This window comes from Pandoraea anapnoica (genome assembly GCF_902459765.1).
Classification (GTDB): Bacteria; Pseudomonadota; Gammaproteobacteria; order Burkholderiales; family Burkholderiaceae; genus Pandoraea; species Pandoraea anapnoica.
Genome location: NZ_CABPSP010000012.1, coordinates 106,458 through 123,765, shown reverse-complemented (window position 1 = coordinate 123,765; position 17,308 = coordinate 106,458). Strand labels below are relative to the sequence as shown.

General features: G+C 63.2%; 16 protein-coding genes. 10 read left to right on the top strand and 6 right to left on the bottom strand.

Annotation, left to right across the window (positions count from 1 at the left end):
- Positions 1-25: 25 nt before the first annotated feature.
- From moaE to PAN31117_RS19165, 6 genes are read right to left on the bottom strand one after another with little or no spacing between them, the layout of a single operon-like run.
- Positions 26-490 carry a molybdopterin synthase catalytic subunit MoaE gene (gene moaE / locus PAN31117_RS19190; protein ID WP_150739604.1) on the bottom strand — a complete coding sequence of 155 codons (465 nt, stop codon included), beginning with the start codon at positions 488-490 and terminating at the stop codon, positions 26-28.
- 41 nt (positions 491-531) lie between these two features.
- Positions 532-792 (bottom strand): molybdopterin converting factor subunit 1, encoded by a 261-nt coding sequence (gene moaD, locus PAN31117_RS19185; RefSeq protein WP_150739603.1) that lies wholly within the window; start codon positions 790-792, stop codon positions 532-534.
- 47 nt (positions 793-839) lie between these two features.
- Positions 840-2,051 (bottom strand): molybdopterin molybdotransferase MoeA, encoded by a 1,212-nt coding sequence (locus PAN31117_RS19180; protein WP_150739602.1) that lies wholly within the window; start codon positions 2,049-2,051, stop codon positions 840-842.
- A 45-nt stretch (positions 2,052-2,096) separates the two neighbouring features.
- Entirely contained in the window at positions 2,097-3,563 is a 1,467-nt protein-coding gene (gene thrC, locus PAN31117_RS19175; protein WP_150739601.1) for a threonine synthase, read from the bottom strand.
- Positions 3,564-3,600: 37 nt separating this feature from the next.
- Positions 3,601-4,911 (bottom strand): homoserine dehydrogenase, encoded by a 1,311-nt coding sequence (locus PAN31117_RS19170; protein WP_150577838.1) that lies wholly within the window; start codon positions 4,909-4,911, stop codon positions 3,601-3,603.
- 39 nt (positions 4,912-4,950) lie between these two features.
- Positions 4,951-6,177: a pyridoxal phosphate-dependent aminotransferase gene (locus tag PAN31117_RS19165; protein WP_174991029.1), complete on the bottom strand. Its 1,227-nt coding sequence runs from the start codon at positions 6,175-6,177 to the stop codon at positions 4,951-4,953.
- A gap of 315 nt (positions 6,178-6,492) precedes the next feature.
- Here PAN31117_RS19165 and PAN31117_RS19160 point away from each other — a divergent pair, with 315 nt between their 5' ends.
- The 10 genes from PAN31117_RS19160 to PAN31117_RS19115 all read left to right on the top strand — a co-directional run bounded on the left by PAN31117_RS19160 (position 6,493) and on the right by PAN31117_RS19115 (position 17,063).
- Positions 6,493-6,882 carry an Mth938-like domain-containing protein gene (locus tag PAN31117_RS19160; protein WP_052653146.1) on the top strand — a complete coding sequence of 130 codons (390 nt, stop codon included), beginning with the start codon at positions 6,493-6,495 and terminating at the stop codon, positions 6,880-6,882.
- 26 nt (positions 6,883-6,908) lie between these two features.
- Positions 6,909-8,657, top strand: coding sequence for a glycosyltransferase family 39 protein (locus PAN31117_RS19155; protein ID WP_370855777.1), 1,749 nt, complete (start codon positions 6,909-6,911; stop codon positions 8,655-8,657).
- Positions 8,658-8,724: 67 nt separating this feature from the next.
- Positions 8,725-9,096, top strand: a complete 372-nt coding sequence (locus PAN31117_RS19150; RefSeq protein ID WP_039398805.1) for an SMR family transporter — start codon at positions 8,725-8,727, stop codon at positions 9,094-9,096.
- A 94-nt stretch (positions 9,097-9,190) separates the two neighbouring features.
- Complete coding sequence (locus tag PAN31117_RS19145) at positions 9,191-10,357, top strand: DegT/DnrJ/EryC1/StrS family aminotransferase (protein WP_150739599.1); 1,167 nt, start codon at positions 9,191-9,193, stop codon at positions 10,355-10,357.
- The gene (locus PAN31117_RS19140; protein ID WP_150739598.1) at positions 10,354-11,388 is read left to right on the top strand and encodes a glycosyltransferase; all 1,035 of its coding nucleotides are present in this window, start codon (positions 10,354-10,356) and stop codon (positions 11,386-11,388) included. Before PAN31117_RS19145 ends, PAN31117_RS19140 begins: the two co-directional genes overlap by 4 nt.
- On the top strand, positions 11,385-12,311 hold the full coding sequence (locus tag PAN31117_RS19135; RefSeq protein ID WP_150739597.1) for a formyltransferase: 927 nt from the start codon (positions 11,385-11,387) through the stop codon (positions 12,309-12,311). Before PAN31117_RS19140 ends, PAN31117_RS19135 begins: the two co-directional genes overlap by 4 nt.
- Positions 12,312-12,318: 7 nt before the next feature.
- Positions 12,319-13,368, top strand: coding sequence for a bifunctional UDP-4-keto-pentose/UDP-xylose synthase (locus PAN31117_RS19130; protein ID WP_150739596.1), 1,050 nt, complete (start codon positions 12,319-12,321; stop codon positions 13,366-13,368).
- Positions 13,369-13,568: 200 nt separating this feature from the next.
- Positions 13,569-14,471 carry a polysaccharide deacetylase family protein gene (locus PAN31117_RS19125; protein WP_150739595.1) on the top strand — a complete coding sequence of 301 codons (903 nt, stop codon included), beginning with the start codon at positions 13,569-13,571 and terminating at the stop codon, positions 14,469-14,471.
- A gap of 64 nt (positions 14,472-14,535) precedes the next feature.
- Positions 14,536-14,997: a peroxiredoxin gene (locus PAN31117_RS19120; protein WP_150739594.1), complete on the top strand. Its 462-nt coding sequence runs from the start codon at positions 14,536-14,538 to the stop codon at positions 14,995-14,997.
- A gap of 320 nt (positions 14,998-15,317) precedes the next feature.
- Positions 15,318-17,063 (top strand): PhoH family protein, encoded by a 1,746-nt coding sequence (locus PAN31117_RS19115; RefSeq protein ID WP_150739593.1) that lies wholly within the window; start codon positions 15,318-15,320, stop codon positions 17,061-17,063.
- Positions 17,064-17,308: the final 245 nt, after the last annotated feature.

The window sequence follows — 17,308 nt, the reverse complement described above, 5'->3', positions numbered from 1 at the left end:
GGCTTGGCAGCCGCCGAAGGCAAAATCAGGACTTCTCGCCGGTCGCCCAGCGCTCGCGGGCAGCCGTGTCGGTCTCGCGGGCGTCGACCCAGCGCTCGCCTTGCGGCGTCGATTCCTTCTTCCAGAACGGCGCTTCGGTCTTCAGATAGTCCATGATGAACTCGCAGGCGGCAAATGCGTCGCCCCGGTGCGCCGACGTGACCGCCACCAGCACGATCTGATCGCCCGGCCCGAGTTCGCCGTAGCGGTGGATCACCAGCGCGTCGAACAAGCGCCAGCGCTCACGCGCCTGAACGACAATCGCCTCCAGCGCCTTCTCCGTCATGCCCGGGTAGTGTTCGAGCGTCATGCGCGAGACGTCCTTCCCGTCGTTCAGATCGCGCACGGTTCCGACGAAGGTCGCCACCGCGCCGACGCGCAGATCGTCTGCGCGCAAGCGCCGGACTTCCTCCGACAGGTCGAAATCCTCAGTCTGCACTCGAATCGGCATGAAATGACGTCTCCTTAGCTATGTGTCGCGCGGCGCGTGGCTCAACCGCCCGTCACCGGCGGGAAGAACGCGACTTCGCAGCCTTCCGTCAGGCGGGTGGACGCGGGCACCATCGTATGATTCAGCGCCATGCGCAGCGAGCGCTGCGGGCCGAGCGTCTCGGCCCAGATCGGGCCGCGCGCGCACAGCCATTCGCGCACATCTCCCACCGTGGCAATCCCGGCAGGCAGCGCGTCCACGCGCTCCTCGGCGACGTTAAGCGCCTCGCGGACGCTGGCAAAAAAGCGAAGATCGATCTGCATAGTCTGTCCAATGCGCGGCCCGAGGCGTCAGGCCATGCACCTGTCTCTCAATATAGAAGGTCGGAGAACGGCAGGAACGCCACCGTCTGGCCTGCTTCGATGCGATGTCCCGGAGGGTTGTCGATGAGGCCGTCGCCCCACACGGTCGACGTGAGGACCGCCGAACTTTGGTTCGGAAAGGCGTCGAGCCCCCCTTGATCGTTCAGTCGCGCCCGCACGAATTCGTTGCGACGATCCGCCTTCTTCTGCGTGAAATCGGCCCGCATCGCGATACGGCGCGGCGTTACGTCCGTCACCCCCTGCAAACGCAGGATGAACGGACGCACGAACAGCAGGAACGTCACGAAACTCGACACCGGATTCCCCGGCAGGCCGATGAAGTGCGCCGCGCCACCGCTCAGGCGGTTGACCTCGCCGTATGCCAGCGGCTTGCCCGGCTTGAGCGCGATCTGCCACAGGTTCAGACGTCCCTCGGCTTCTACCGCCGGCTTGACGTGATCCTCCTCGCCCACCGACACGCCGCCGGACGTGATGATCAGATCGTTGCCGCGAGCGGCGTCGCGCAGAATCGCGCGCGTGGCCGCCAGATTGTCGGGCACGATGCCGTAATCGGTCATCTCGCAGCCCAGATTCTCCAGCAGGCTGCGCAGCACGAAGCGGTTGGAGTTATAGATGCTGCCTGCACGCAACGGCTCACCGGGCATCGTCAGCTCGTCGCCCGTGAAGAACACGGCGACGCGCAAACGCCGGGCCACCTGAAGCTTCGCGATGCCGACGGACGCCGCCAGCCCCAACGATTGCGCGCGCAGCCGGGTGCCCGCCGCCAGCACCACGCTGTCGCGACGAATGTCCGCGCCCTGACGGTTCACGAACTCGCCCGCTTCCGGGGTGTGACGAATCACGACCGTCCCATCCTCACCGGCCTCGCACTGCTCCTGCATCACGACAGCATCGGCCCCCGGGGGCACCGGCGCCCCCGTGAAGATGCGCGCCGCGGTGCCGCTGGCGAGCGGCTCGGGCGCGTGCCCGGCAGGAATGCGCTGGGAGACGGGCAACACGGTGGCGTCGTCCGTCAGATCGGCAGTGCGCACGGCGTAACCGTCCATCGCGCTCGTGTCCATCGGCGGGACGTCGAGCGTGGCGACGACGTCAGCCGCCAGCACGCGGCCGTTGGCCGCGAGGGTGTCGACCGTCTCACGCTCGTCGAGCGGACGCGCCGCCGCCAGCACGGCGTCGAGGGCTTCTTGTGTACTCAGCATGCAAATGGCCCGGGAGTCAGTAAGCGCAGAAAGCGAAGCAACGGCTTACAGGCCGGTGTGCTCGGCGATGTAGGCCTTCACGCGTTCGACGTCGTTCGGCACGGTCTCGAAGCGCTGGGGCAGCGATTCCAGCTGCTCGAAGCCTGCCGGACGCGGCGGCTCGCGATGCAACGCCTCGCGAATCGTTTCGGCGAACTTCGCCGGTTGCGCCGTTTCCAGCACGACCATCGGCACGCCGGGTTCGAGCGCTTCGCGCGCGACCTTCACGCCGTCGGCGGTGTGCGTATCGATGACCACGTCGTAACGCTTGGCCACGTCCTGAATCGTCGCCAGACGATCCGCGTGCGTGCTGCGGCCCGACACGAAACCGAACTTCGCGACGCGCGCGAATGCCTCGCTGCCCGCCAGATCGAAACCGCCTTCGCGCTCCACCTTCGAGAGCAGACCGGCCGTTGCCGTGGCATCGCGGCCCAGCAGATCGAACAGGAAACGCTCGAAGTTCGATGCCTTCGAGATATCCATGCTCGGACTGCTCGTGTGGAACGTCTCGGCCGACTTGCGCACGCGGTAACGGCCGGTGCGGAAGAACTCGTCGAGCACGTCGTTTTCGTTGGTCGCCACGACCAGCTTGCGGATCGGCAGACCCATCATGCGCGCGATGTGACCGGCGCAGACGTTGCCGAAGTTGCCCGACGGCACCGTGAACGACACTTCGCCATCCTGGCCAGACTTGCCGCCCGTGGCCGCGAAATAGCCCTTGAAGTAGTACACGACCTGCGCCACGACGCGCGCCCAGTTGATCGAGTTGACCGTGCCGATCTTGTAGCGCGCCTTGTAGGCGTGATCGTTCGAGACCGCCTTGACGATGTCCTGCGCGTCGTCGAACACCCCTTCGACCGCGAGGTTGAAGATGTTCGGGTCCTGCAGGCTGTACATCTGCGCCGTCTGGAACGCACTCATCTTACCCGCCGGCGAGAGCATGAAGACGCGAATGCCTTCCTTGCCGCGCATGGCGTATTCCGCCGCGCTGCCGGTGTCGCCGGAGGTCGCACCGAGAATATTGAGCGCGTCGCCATGCTGCGCCAGCGCGTACTCGAACAGGTTGCCAAGCAGTTGCATGGCCATGTCCTTGAACGCAAGCGTCGGGCCGTTCGAGAGCGCGAGCAGCGACAACTGCGTGTCACCCTCAACACCCAGCGGCAGCAACGGCGTGATGTCCGCAGCGTCTTCGCCCGGACGCACGTTTCGATACACCTCGGCGGTGTACGTACGCTTCGTCAGATCGGCCAGGATCTCGGCCGGAATGTCCCCCGCGAACTTGGCCAGCACCTTGGCGGCCAGTTCGGCGTACGACAACTGACGCCAGGCGCGCAACTCGTCGGCCGTCACCTGCGGGTACTCCGTCGGCAGATAAAGACCGCCGTCCGGGGCGAGACCACCGAGCAGAATGCTGGAGAACGACTGCGGTTCACCAGAGGTCAGGCCCGCGCCGCGCGTGGAGATGTATTTCATGGGAATCGTGTCCTGTCGTATCGGTTACCTGTGCCGCTCAGCTCAGCGCTTCCATGCGGATGCGCGTGACCTTGGACAGCACCGTGTCCATCGCCTCGATCTTCGCGATGGCCGAGTTGATGTGCTTCTCGAGCGTCTGGTGCGTCAGGATGATGATGTCGGTCTGGTGCTCGCCTTCGCGCGATTCCTTTTGCAGCAGCGCGTCGATGGAGATGTCCAGGTCGGCCAGAATGCGCGTGAGTTCCGCCATCACACCGGCGCGGTCCACCACGCGCAGACGCAGGTAGTAGCTCGTCGTGACTTCGTCGATCGGAAGCACCGGCGTGTCGGACAGCGAGTCGTGCTGGAATGCCAGATGCGGCACGCGATGCTCCGGATCGGCCGTCTGCAGACGGGTCACGTCGACGATGTCGGCCACCACGGCCGACGCCGTCGGCTCAGCGCCTGCGCCCTTGCCGTAGTAGAGCGTGGCGCCCACGGCGTCACCCTGCACCAGCACGGCGTTCATCGCGCCTTCCACATTGGCGATGAGGCGCTTGGCCGGGATCAGCGTCGGATGCACGCGCAGTTCGATGCCGTTTTCCGCGCGACGCGTAATGCCCAGCAGCTTGATACGGTAGCCGAGTTCCTCGGCGTACTTGATGTCGAGTGCCGACAGCTTGGTAATGCCTTCGACGTAGGCGCGGTCGAACTGCACCGGCACACCGAACGCGATGGCGCTCATCAGCGTGAGCTTGTGGGCGGCGTCGACGCCTTCGATGTCGAACGTCGGATCGGCTTCTGCGTAGCCCAGACGCTGTGCATCGGCAAGCGCCACGTCGAAGTCGATGCCCTTGTCGCGCATCTCCGAGAGAATGAAGTTCGTGGTGCCGTTGATGATCCCGGCAATCCACTGAATGCGGTTGGCCGTCAGGCCTTCGCGCAGCGCCTTGATGATGGGGATGCCCCCGGCGACGGCGGCTTCGAACGCCACCATCACATTGGCTTTGCGGGCGGCGGCGAAGATCTCGTTACCGTACACGGCCAGCAACGCCTTGTTGGCGGTGACCACGTGCTTGCCGTTCTCGATCGCCTTGAGGACCAGTTCCTTCGTGAGATCGTAGCCGCCGATGGTTTCGACCACGACGTCGATGGCCGGATCGTTCACGACCTCGAACGGGTCGCCCGTGACAACCGCCGCGTGGCCCACAAGCCCCTTGGCCCGTTCGACATTACGCACCGCAACCTTCGTAATCTCGATACCCCGGCCGGCGCGACGTTGAATTTCTTCCTGGTTGCGAGCCAGTACCTGGAAGGCGCCGTAGCCTACCGTGCCAAGGCCCAGCAGGCCCAATTTGATCGGTTTCATGCAGTTTTACTCAAAAGTCGGAATCGGTTGGCGCGCGCATCACTTGCCGTGGCGACGGCGATAACCGTCCAGGAAACGGGCAATGCGACTGATGGCGTCTTCCAGGTCGCCCTCGTGAGGCAGGAACACTACGCGGAAATGGTCGGGGTGCATCCAGTTGAAGCCGCTGCCCTGCACCAGCAGGACCTTTTCTTCGAGCAGCAACTGGAGAATGAAGTCCTGATCGTTGGCGATGGGGTACACCGCCGGATCCAGACGCGGGAACAGATACAGCGCCGCCTTCGGCTTCACGCAGGTCACACCGGGGATGTCGGTGAGCATGCGGTAGGCGATCTCGCGCTGCTCGTACAGGCGTCCGCCCGGCACGATCAGGTCCTTGATGCTCTGGTAGCCGCCCAGCGCCGTTTGGATGGCGTACTGACCGGGCACGTTCGGGCACAGGCGCATCGAGGCGAGAATGTTCAGCCCTTCGATATAGTCGCGCGCCGGACGTTTATCGCCCGACACGACCATCCAGCCCGCGCGGTAGCCGCACGCGCGATAGCTCTTGGACAGGCCGTTGAAGGTGATCGTGAGCACGTCTTCGGAAAGCGAGCCGATGGACGTGTGCTCTTCGCCGTCATAGATGATCTTGTCGTAGATCTCGTCGGCGTAAATGATCAGCTTGTGTTCGCGGGCGAGCGAAACGATCTCCTTGAGGAGTTCGTCCGAATACAGCGCGCCGGTCGGATTGTTCGGGTTGATGATGACGATCGCGCGCGTGTTGGGCGTGATCTTCTTGCGGATGTCCGCCAGATCCGGCTGCCAGTCGGCCTGCTCGTCGCAGATGTAGTGCACCGGGGTGCCACCCGAGAGGCTGACGGCGGCCGTCCACAGCGGATAGTCCGGCGCGGGCACGAGCACTTCGTCGCCGTCGTTGAGCAGCGCCTGCATAGCCATCACGATCAGTTCCGAAGCCCCGTTGCCGAGGTAGATGTCGTCGAGCTGAACGTCTTTGATGCGCTTTTGCTGGCAGTAGTGCATGATCGCCTTGCGCGCCGCGAACACCCCCCGCGAGTCCGAGTATCCGGCCGAGTTCGGCAGATTGCGGATCATGTCCTGAACGATCTCGTCAGGCGGTTCGAAGCCGAACGGCGCCAGATTGCCGATGTTCAGCTTGATGATGCGATGACCTTCGTCTTCCATGCGCTTGGCATGTTCGAGCACGGGCCCACGAATGTCGTAGCAGACATTCTGCAATTTCTGCGATTTGAGGATCGGTTTCACGGCGATTGTGGTCTTGACGGGCGGCGCAGGGATCCGGACGGGCCGGCAACAGGCGGGAGCGCACGGCGAACCCGCGGGAAATGTATGAATGCGCGCGCAAAACGCACATGACACCGCATTTTTCCCGGATTCGGCGTGACAAATGCCGCACTGCAACGGTTTTGCCGTGCTGCGTACGGCAAAAAGCTATAATTTAGCCAATTATGACAGACTTCGGCAATGCATCATTGACGGTTTGCGGCACGCAGGGCAAGATGCCCGCCCGTTACCCGATCTGCCGACGCTCAGCCACCACTGGGTAGGGAATCTCAGAAAGTGAAACTGCATCAAGATCCGTCACAAGCGGCATTGAACACGGTCACCGGCTACGGCCCCGGCTATGTTGAAGTCAACAAGGTTCGTTACGATCACAGCGTGATCATTGCCCCCGAGGGCGATGTGACGCCGTGGCCGGTGTCGCGCTTCGATGCGCTGGACGCGTCCCACTTCGACCTGCTGCGCGCGCGCGAACCGGAAGTCGTCATCTTCGGCAGCGGCGAGCGCCTGCGCTTCGCCCACCCGCGTCTGACCACGGCTCTGACGAGCCAGCGGGTCGGTGTCGACTCCATGGACACACAGGCCGCATGTCGCACCTACAACATTCTGATGACCGAGGGACGCCGCGTCGTCCTCGCGGTGCTCATCGAAACCGAGGCGACTGAGTGAGCCGCCGCCCGCTCGCTCCCGGCCTGATGGCCGCAGACACGATCGCGCCGCCCCCTCCGCCTCCTGTGCCCACGCCTTCCGCCTCCGGCACACCGTCCACTGCCTATCCGCTGTCTCCGGCCGCCTTCTGGCTGCTGCTCCTGGCGTTTGCGCTCGTCTGGTTCGGGGTGCTCGACTATCGTCACCTGATTTCCAGTGACGAAGGCCGTTACGCCGAGATGGCGCGCGAGATGTGGACGACCGGCGACTGGATTACGCCGCGCTACAACGGCTACAAGTACTTCGAGAAGCCGCCGCTGCAAACCTGGATGAACGCGCTGACGTTCGCCGCCTTCGGGCTGGGTGAGTGGCAGGCCCGGCTCTGGACGGCGCTGACCGGCTTTGCGGGCGTGCTGATGGTCGGATTCACCGGCCGTCGCGTATTCAACGCCCGCGTGGGCCTGTTCGCCGCCGCCGCACTGGCCGCCGCCCCCCTGTGGTCGCTGCTCGGGCACTTCAACGTGCTCGACATGGGCCTGTCGTTCTTCATGGGCCTGTCCTTGTGCGCGTTGCTGCTCGCGCAACGCCCCGGACTCGAACGCTCCGCCGTGCGCGGCTGGATGTGGCTGTGCTGGGCCGCCATGGCGCTCGCTGTGCTGAGCAAGGGCCTCGTCGGCATTGTGCTGCCGGGGGCCGTACTCGTCCTGTATACGCTCGTCACGCGCGACTGGGCCTTGTGGCGACGTCTTTATCTGGGCAGCGGCCTGATCGTCTTCTTTGCCGTTGCCGCGCCGTGGTTCGTGCTCGTGCAGATGCGCAACCCCGAGTTCTTCGACTTCTTCTTCATCAACGAGCACTTCCGCCGCTTCGCGATGGAGGGCCACAACCGCGATGGCGCGCCGTGGTACTTCGTGCCCGTCTTCATCGTGGGCTTCCTGCCGTGGCTGTCGATTCTGCCCGGCACTGTACGCGCTACGCTGCGCATGCCGCGCCAGCCCAACGGATTCGCCCCGACGGCCATGCTGTGGGTGTGGTCGGTGTTCATCTTCGTGTTCTTCAGCGCGTCGCACTCGAAGCTGATTTCGTATTTGCTGCCGATCGCCCCGGCCATGGCGCTACTGTTCGGGCTGTATCTGGCTCAGTTGCGCCGCGATACGGTGCGCGTTCATATGGCGGGCTATGCCGTCTTCCTGATTGCCGCGCTCGTGATGGTCGCCATTTTTGCCGGACGCGCGGGCAGCGTGCGCAACCCCAACGAGCTCTACAAGGCCTTCCAGGTCTGGCTGTACTTCGCGGTGGGCGCCGGCCTCGTCGGCACGCTCGTTGCATGGCGTCTCGCCCGTCACAGCGCCCGTCGTGCCCTGCTGGCGTTCTCCGCTGGCATGCTGCTGCTCGTGACCATCGGCGGGATGGGACACGAAGTCTTCGGACGCCAGAGCACCGGCGTGTTGCTCGTGCCCGCCGTCAAGGCCGAGATGCAGCGCCTCGGGCCGAACGTGCCGTTCTATTCTGTGAATGTGCTCGATCACACCATGCCCTACTACCTCGGGCACACGATGATCATGGTGCAACACCCGGACGAGCTGGAATTCGGCGTGAAGCAGGAGCCACAGAAATGGGTGCCGACACTCGACGACTTCTATGCGCGTTGGCGCGCCGATCCGAAAGCGCTCGCGCTGGTCGATCCGGACACGTTCGGCAAGCTCGAAGCGGCGCATTTGCCGATGCGCATCGTCGCGCGCGACGCCCGCCGTGTCGTAATCTCGAAACCGCAGCCCGAAGACAACGTAAAATAGCGCGCTTGGGGTTTCCCGAGACTATTTGCGGTATCCATAATTATTCACAAACGTTCACAAACGTTCCATGAATCTCGCGACGTTTTCCCTTATTCTCACCGGCGTGCTGCTCAACGCGTGCGCCCAACTGTTGCTCAAGGCGGGCGCCAATGCCATCGGTGCCCTGGAGTTCACGCGCGCCAACATTGTGCCCATCGGCATCAAACTTGCCACGCAGGTGCCGATCATGGGCGGGCTCGTCTGCTATGCCATCAGCGTGGTCGTCTGGATTCTGGCGCTCTCGCGCGTCGAAGTCTCGATTGCTTACCCGATGCTCTCCCTGGGCTATGTCGTGAACGCGTTCGCCGCGTGGTATCTGTTCGGCGAAACGCTGTCGATGCAGCGCGTGGTGGCCATCGGCATCATTCTTGTGGGTGTTTATATTCTGGCGCGCAGCTAAGTCTGCCGTCCGAGGAAATCGCCGTACGCGTGCCCCACAGGGCTTGCGCGTTTTCCATGCACATTCGAGCTAATTTGAGGCTTAGTCATACATCATGAGCGACTCGGCAACCTCCCAACCGAATCAACCGTTCATCCCGTTCACGCGCCCGAGCATCGACGAAGCGACGATCGCCGGCGTGACCGAAGTGCTGCGCTCGGGCTGGATCACCTCGGGGCCGCAAGTGCAGGCCTTTGAGAAGGCGCTTTCCGAATATTTCGGTGGGCGTCCGGTGCGCGTCTTCAATTCGGGCACCGCGACACTCGAAATCGGCCTTCGCATCGCCGGCGTGCAAAGCGGCGATGAAGTCATCACTACGCCGCTGTCGTGGGTCGCCACGTCCAACGTCATTCTCGAAGTGGGCGCCACGCCGGTGTTCGTCGACGTCGACCCTGCCACGCGCAATATCGACCTCGACCTGCTTGAGAAGGCGATCACGCCCAAGACCCGTGCGATCATCCCCGTCTACCTCGCCGGCCTGCCGGTCGACATGGACCGTCTGTACGACATAGCGCGCCGCCACAAGCTGCGCGTGGTCGAAGACGCCGCTCAGGCTATGGGCGCGAGCTGGAACGGCAAGCGCATCGGCTCGATCGGCGATCTCGTCTCGTTCAGCTTCCACCCGAACAAGAATCTCACCTCCATCGAAGGCGGTGCGCTGGTATTCAACACGGACGACGAAGCGCGTCTCGCCGAGAAGTACCGCCTGCAGGGCGTGACCCGTTTCGGTCTCGACGGTATGGATGTCGATGTGCTGGGCGGCAAGTACAACCTCACGGACGTGGCCGCGCGTGTCGGCCTCGGCCAGATGCCGCATCTGGCGGCATTCAACAACCGCCGCACCGAACTGGCACGCCAGTATTTCGACAAGCTCGCGGGCGGTGCCGCCGTCGCACTGGGTGTTGGCCTGCCGCACGCCGATTTCACGAATTCGAACTGGCATATGTTCCAGATCGAACTGCCGCTGGCGAACCTCACGATCGACCGTGCGGGCTTCATGGAACAGTTGAAGGCGCGCGGCATCGGCAGCGGTGTGCACTACCCCGCCATCCACCTGTTTACAATGTATCGTGCACTGGGTTTCAAGGAAGGCCAGTTCCCGCATACGGAACGTCTGGGCCGTGCCATCCTGACGCTCCCGCTGTACCCCGCCATGACGGATGCCGACATTGCGCGCGTCTGCGAAGCCGTAAATGCTATTTGCGCTGATTACAAAAAATGAATCGACCACAACTCTCCGTCGTCATCCCCGTATACAACGAAGAGGCTGGCCTCGCCGCCCTCTTCGCACGGCTTTACCCGGCGCTCGATAAGCTGGGTGTGACCTACGAAGTGGTGTTCGTCAACGATGGCAGCCGCGACCGTTCGGCGGCCCTGCTTGCCGAGCAGTATCGTGCGCGCCCGGACGTGACGCGCGTGGTGCTGTTCAACGGCAACTACGGTCAGCACATGGCCATTCTGGCGGGCTTCGAGCACACCCGTGGCGAATGGGTCGTCACGCTCGACGCCGACCTGCAAAATCCGCCGGAAGAAATCGGCAAACTCGTGGCGCAACTGGCCGCCGGACACGACTACGTGGGCACGGTGCGCATGAACCGTCAGGACACGTGGTTCCGCCGTCACGCCTCGCGCGCCATGAACCGTCTGCGCGAGCGCATCACGCGCATTCGCATGACCGATCAGGGCTGCATGCTGCGCGGCTACAGCCGCCACATCGTCGATACGGTCAATCAGTGCCGTGAGATCAACACGTTCATCCCGGCGCTGGCCTACACGTTCGCCCAGAACCCGACGGAAGTGGATGTCGCCCACGAAGAGCGCTTTGCCGGCGAGTCGAAGTACTCCCTGTATTCGCTCATTCGTCTGAATTTCGACCTCGTCACCGGCTTCTCGGTCGTACCGCTGCAATGGCTCTCGGGTGTGGGTATCACGCTGTCGGCCGCCTCGGGCGTGCTGTTTGTCGTGCTGATGGCGCGACGCTTCCTGTTCGGCTCGGAAGTTCAGGGCGTGTTCACCTTGTTCGCCGTGACGTTCTGCCTGCTGGGTGTGATCCTGTTCGGCATGGGCCTGCTCGGCGAGTACATCGGCCGTATTTATCAACAGGTTCGCCAGCGCCCCCGCTATCTGGTGCAAGCGGTATTGCAGGCCCACGAGGCGCATGATGCTCACCCCGTTGCCCATGGCGACAAATCGGGCTCGCAGAGCGCCACGCTGAGCACCGGCGCGACCGAGCTGGGGTCACACACGTCATGAGCAATACGTCCATAACGTCGGCAGCCAAAGCGGTTGTCTTCGCGTATCACAACGTCGGCGTTCGCTGCCTGCAGGTGCTGCTCGCACGCGGTGTCGACGTTGCGCTCGTCGTCACGCATCAGGACAACCCGAACGAGAACATCTGGTTCGGCAGCGTCGCGAGCGTCGCCGCCGAGCACGGTATCCCGGTCGTCACCCCCGACGATCCGACCGATCCGGCCCTTGCCGAGCGTATCCGCGCCATCGCGCCGGACTTTATTTTTTCCTTCTACTACCGCCACATGATCCCGGTGGCCTTGCTGGATATCGCCCCGCGCGGCGCGTTCAACATGCACGGCTCGCTCCTGCCGAAGTATCGCGGGCGCGTGCCTGTCAACTGGGCGGTTTTGCGAGGCGAAACCGAAACAGGTGCCACGCTGCACGAAATGGCGCTGAAGCCGGACGCCGGGGCGATAATTGACCAGACGTCGGTGCCGATCCTGCCGGACGACACGGCGGGTGAAGTGTTCGAGAAGGTCACGGTCGCGGCAGAACAGACGCTTTGGCGCTGCCTACCGGGCCTGATCGCCGGGACTGCCGCTCGCCTGACCAACGATCTCGCCGCCGGCAGCTACTTCGGGGGGCGCAAGCCCGAAGACGGCCGAATCGACTGGACGCAGTCGGCGCAGAGCGTCTACAACCTGATCCGCGCCGTCGCACCGCCCTATCCTGGGGCCTTTGCTGACGTCGGCGAGCGCCGTTTCGTGGTCAATCGGGCCCGTCTGTCCCGCTCGCCCGCCCCGGCCGGTTTGCCCTGCGGACTGCAAGTAGTGGATAATGCGCTCCTCGGCATTTGCGGCGACGGAAATGCCATCGTCATTCATGAACTAACGCTGGACGGCAAGCCTCTCGCGCCGACACAGTTTTCCCAGCTCAATCACTGACCGTAATATGAAAAAAGTCCTGATTCTCGGTGTCAACGGGTTCATCGGCCACCATCTGTCGAAACGCATCCTGGAGACGACCGACTGGGAAGTTTATGGCATGGACATGCTCACCGATCGCCTCGGCGATCTGGTCAACCACGAGCGCATGCACTTCTTCGAAGGCGACATCACGATCAACAAGGAATGGGTCGAGTACCACATTCGCAAGTGCGACGTGATTCTCCCGCTGGTCGCCATCGCAACGCCGGCCACCTACGTGAAGGCACCGCTGCGCGTGTTCGAACTCGACTTCGAAGCGAACCTGCCGATCGTCCGCTCGGCCGTAAAGTACGGCAAGCACCTGGTGTTCCCGTCGACCTCCGAGGTCTACGGCATGTGCACCGACGGCGAATTCGATCCGGAAAACTCGCCGCTGATCTACGGCCCGATCAACAAGCCGCGCTGGATCTACGCTTGCTCGAAGCAGCTCATGGACCGTGTGATCTGGGGCTACGGCATGCAGGAAGGCCTGAACTTCTCGCTGTTCCGTCCGTTCAACTGGATCGGTGCCGGCCTCGACTCGATCTACACGCCGAAGGAAGGTTCGTCGCGCGTGGTCACGCAGTTCCTCGGCCACATTGCCCGCGGTGAGAACATCAGCCTGGTCGACGGCGGCAACCAGAAGCGCGCCTTTACCGACATCGACGACGGTATCGACGCCCTGGTTCGCATCATCGACAACAAGGACAATGTTGCGAGCGGCAAGATCTACAACATCGGCAACCCGACGAACAACTTCTCGGTGCGCGAACTCGCCAACATGATGCTCAAGCTGGCAAGCGAGTATCCGGAATACGCCGAGACGGCCAAGAAGGTTCAGCTCATCGAAACGACGTCGGGCGCCTACTACGGCAACGGCTATCAGGACGTGCAGAACCGCGTGCCGAAGATCGAGAACACGATGCAGGAACTCGACTGGAAGCCGACCACGTCGATGGAAGACGCCCTGCGCAAGATTTTCGAAGCGTATCGCGGTCACGTCGCCGAAGCTCGTCGTCTGGTCGAGGGCGAATAACGCCAGTGCTCTGCGCCGGTCTGACGCTGCGACGCGCTCGCGACATGGCGGCATGACCGGAACACCGCACGACACGCCCGGTGCGCCCTCGGCGCATCGGGCGTTTTTGACTCAGCAGTTTGACTGGGTAATCTGATTCGACATTCGGGACATCGCGCACCTCGGCAGCGATGGCTTCGATGTACCACTCAAGGGCGGCTATGGCCAAGATTGTCCTGAAGATCGACGTCGACACGCTGCGCGGCACCCGCGAAGGCGTGCCCAATCTGCTCGCCGCGCTGGCCGAACACGAGGCGATGGCGACGTTCCTGTTCAGCCTCGGCCCCGATCACACAGGCTGGGCGCTCAAGCGTGTCTTCCGCCCCGGCTTTCTGAAGAAGGTCTCTCGCACGTCGGTGGTGGAGCATTACGGCTTCAAGACGCTCATGTACGGCACGCTGCTGCCCGGCCCGGATATCGGCAAGCGCGCAGCGGACGTCATGCGCACTGTGCAAAGCGCGGGCCACGAGACCGGCATCCACACATGGGACCACACGTACTGGCAGGACAACGTGCGCACGCGCGACGCGGCATGGACGCAGCGCCAGATGTCGCAGGCGCACGCACGCTTCGCGCAGATCTTTGGTGCGCCCCCGCTCACGCACGGCGCGGCCGGCTGGCAGATGAACAATCACGCGTTCCGTCAGATCGACGCCTGGGGCATGAAGTATTCCTCGGACGGGCGCGGTGCCGCACCGCACTACCCGATCGTCGACGGTGTGCGCCTGAACCATGTCCAGATGCCCACCACCCTGCCGACGGTGGACGAACTGCTCGGCGTCGACGGCCGCGACATCAACGGCGTGGCCGAGCATCTGCTTGCCCTGACCCGCGATCCGGCGCAAGATCACGTGTTCACGCTTCACGCGGAGCTCGAAGGCCAGAAGCTGGCGCCGCTCTTCCGTCAGTTGCTTGCCGGTTGGCGTCGACAGGGGCACGATCTGGTGACGATGGGCGACTATTACGCGACGCTGGATCTGGCCGCACTGCCCGCACATCCGGTCGTGTGGGGCGAAATTCCGGGCCGCTCGGGCGACCTGATTCTGGAAGGCCAGGCCGCCTGAACCACACCCCCATATTCGAAAGACTTTCCGAACCGGCCCTGCGAGGCCACCCAAGGAGACCATAGTGACGGTAGCCATCGACACTCCCGTGCCCGATTTCACCGCACCGGCCACCGGCGGCGATTTTTCGCTCAAGGCCCATCGCGGCCAGAAGGTGGTGATCTACTTTTACCCGAAGGACAACACGCCTGGCTGCACGACGGAAGGCATGAACTTCCGCGATAGCTACGACCAGTTTCAGGCGGCCGGCGCACAGATCATCGGCGTGTCGCGCGACAGCCTGCGTTCGCATGAGAACTTCAAGAACAAGCTCGAACTGCCCTTCCCGCTGATCTCCGATGGCGATGAAGCGGTCTGCAAACTGTTCGGTGTCATCAAGCTGAAAAAACTGTATGGCAAAGAACATCTTGGGATCGAGCGCAGCACGTTTCTGATCGACGAGAAAGGGATTCTGCGCAAGGAATGGCGTGGTGTGCGTGTACCCGATCACGTGGCGGACGTGCTGGCTGCCGTGCAGGCGATCTGAGTCGGCAAGCGCGCACGACCCTCGCATGAAGCGGGTCGGCGGGCACGCGTGCGAGCGCTATTCGGGTCGGTGTTGCGCAGGGGCCGATAGCGACCGCCAGTGAGGACATTCGACGCTATACAAGCACGGCAAGAGACGTTATAGTCGGCCGTAATGATCAAGCGCATTGAACGAGACTATTGCAGGCGTCGCCACGGCGGCGCCTTCAGCCAAGCCGCCTCTCCGGTGCGTCCGGGCAGGCGGCTTTTTTGTTGCCGGGACGTGATGTATTGCCGTTTGCCCCGGCCGAGTAGTGTTGTGTTTTCTTGAACGGGAAATCTATGCCATTGCCATCGGCGCCGACCAAACCGGGCTCGCTGCTTGCCCCGGAACAATTCCCCACTCGCCTCAAACCTTCGCGCACGGAGGCCAAGAAACCGATCCCCTCGTCTGAACAACAAGCACTGGGCGAAACGTCCGGTGCCGCGGGAGCCGCCAGCGCGACTGAGTTGAAGGTCGTCCCCAAAACCGCTCCGGCGACGCAGACTGCACCACAGCCGTCGCCCGCTGCACGTTCGCCCCAGTCGCCGCCTTCGGCAGACTCCAGCGGCGCCAGCCCGTCCCTCAAGGCCGTGAAGTCGACGGCGACGGGCCAGGGTTCGAGACGTACACGCGGTAAAGATCAGGAACCGGCGAAACTTTTCGTGCTCGACACCAACGTGCTCATGCACGACCCGAGCAGCCTGTTCCGCTTCGAAGAGCACGACGTCTATCTGCCGATGATGACGTTGGAAGAGCTCGACAATCACAAAAAGGGCATGTCGGAAGTGGCGCGCAATGCGCGTCAGGTGAGCCGCACGCTCGACGGGCTGGTCGCGGAGAGCGGCACGAAGTCGATGGCCGAAGGCATTCCGCTCTCGCGGCTCGGCAATAAGGACGCCACCGGGCGTCTGTACTTCCAGACCGATCTGCCCGAGGTTCCGCCGCTCGAAGGCCTGCCGCAAGGCAAGGCCGACAACCAGATTCTGGGTGTCGTGCGCGCGCTGCAGGACAAGTTCCGCGATCGTCAGGTCGTGCTGGTGTCGAAGGACATCAACATGCGCGTCAAAGCGCATGCGCTCGGTCTGCCCGCGGAAGATTACTTCAACGACAAGGTGCTCGAGGACAGCGATCTGCTCTACTCGGGTGTGATGGCGCTGCCGCCGGACTTCTGGACGAAGCACGGCAAGGGCATGGAGAGCTGGCAGGACAACCGGACCGGCACCACGTTCTATCGCATCACCGGGCCGCTTTGCGCGAGTTTCCTCATCAACCAGTTCGTCTATCTGGAAACGAACAACGGTGAGGCACCTTTCTATGCGCAAGTGCGGGAGATCAACGGCAAGACGGCGTTGCTGCAAACGCTGCGTGACTACGGCCATCACAAGAACAATGTGTGGGGCATCACGGCACGTAACCGCGAGCAGAACTTCGCACTGAACCTGCTGATGAATCCGGAAGTGGACTTCATCACGCTGCTGGGTCAGGCAGGCACCGGCAAGACGCTGCTAGCGCTCGCCGCCGGGCTGGCGCAGACACTCGACGAGAAGCGTTACAACGAGATCATCATCACGCGCGCGACCGTGCCCGTCGGTGAAGATATCGGCTTCCTGCCGGGCACCGAGGAAGAGAAGATGCAACCGTGGATGGGGGCATTCGACGACAACCTCGAAGTCCTGCAAAAGACTGATGACTCCGCCGGCGAATGGGGCCGTGCAGCCACGCAGGAACTGATTCGCTCGCGACTTAAGGTCAAGAGCATGAACTTCATGCGCGGCCGCACGTTCGTGAACAAGTTCGTCATCATCGACGAGGCGCAGAACCTGACGCCGAAGCAGATGAAAACCCTCGTCACACGCGCCGGTCCCGGCACCAAGCTGATCTGCCTGGGCAACATCGCGCAGATCGACACGCCGTATCTGACCGAAGGCAGCTCGGGCCTCACTTACGTGGTCGATCGCTTCAAGGGCTGGGGTCACAGCGGACACGTCACGCTCGCGCGCGGTGAACGTTCGCGGCTGGCGGACTACGCGGCGGAAATTCTCTGACGTCGGTTCATGCCATCGAGCGCTTCGACGCTCCACACGACGGCGCCTTCGGGCGCCGTTTTTTATGGCTGGGACACCGCGTGCGACACCTCATCATTCATCGGCCCAAGATGGCAAAATCGTCCGGCAAGCGGCCAATTTGTGACGTCGATGCCACAGAACGCCCGGATTTGGGCACTTTTGCGATGCATTCGTGCGCTAAGCGTCGTAAACTCGGCGCATGCGAATCCAGCGCCCTCTGAGCA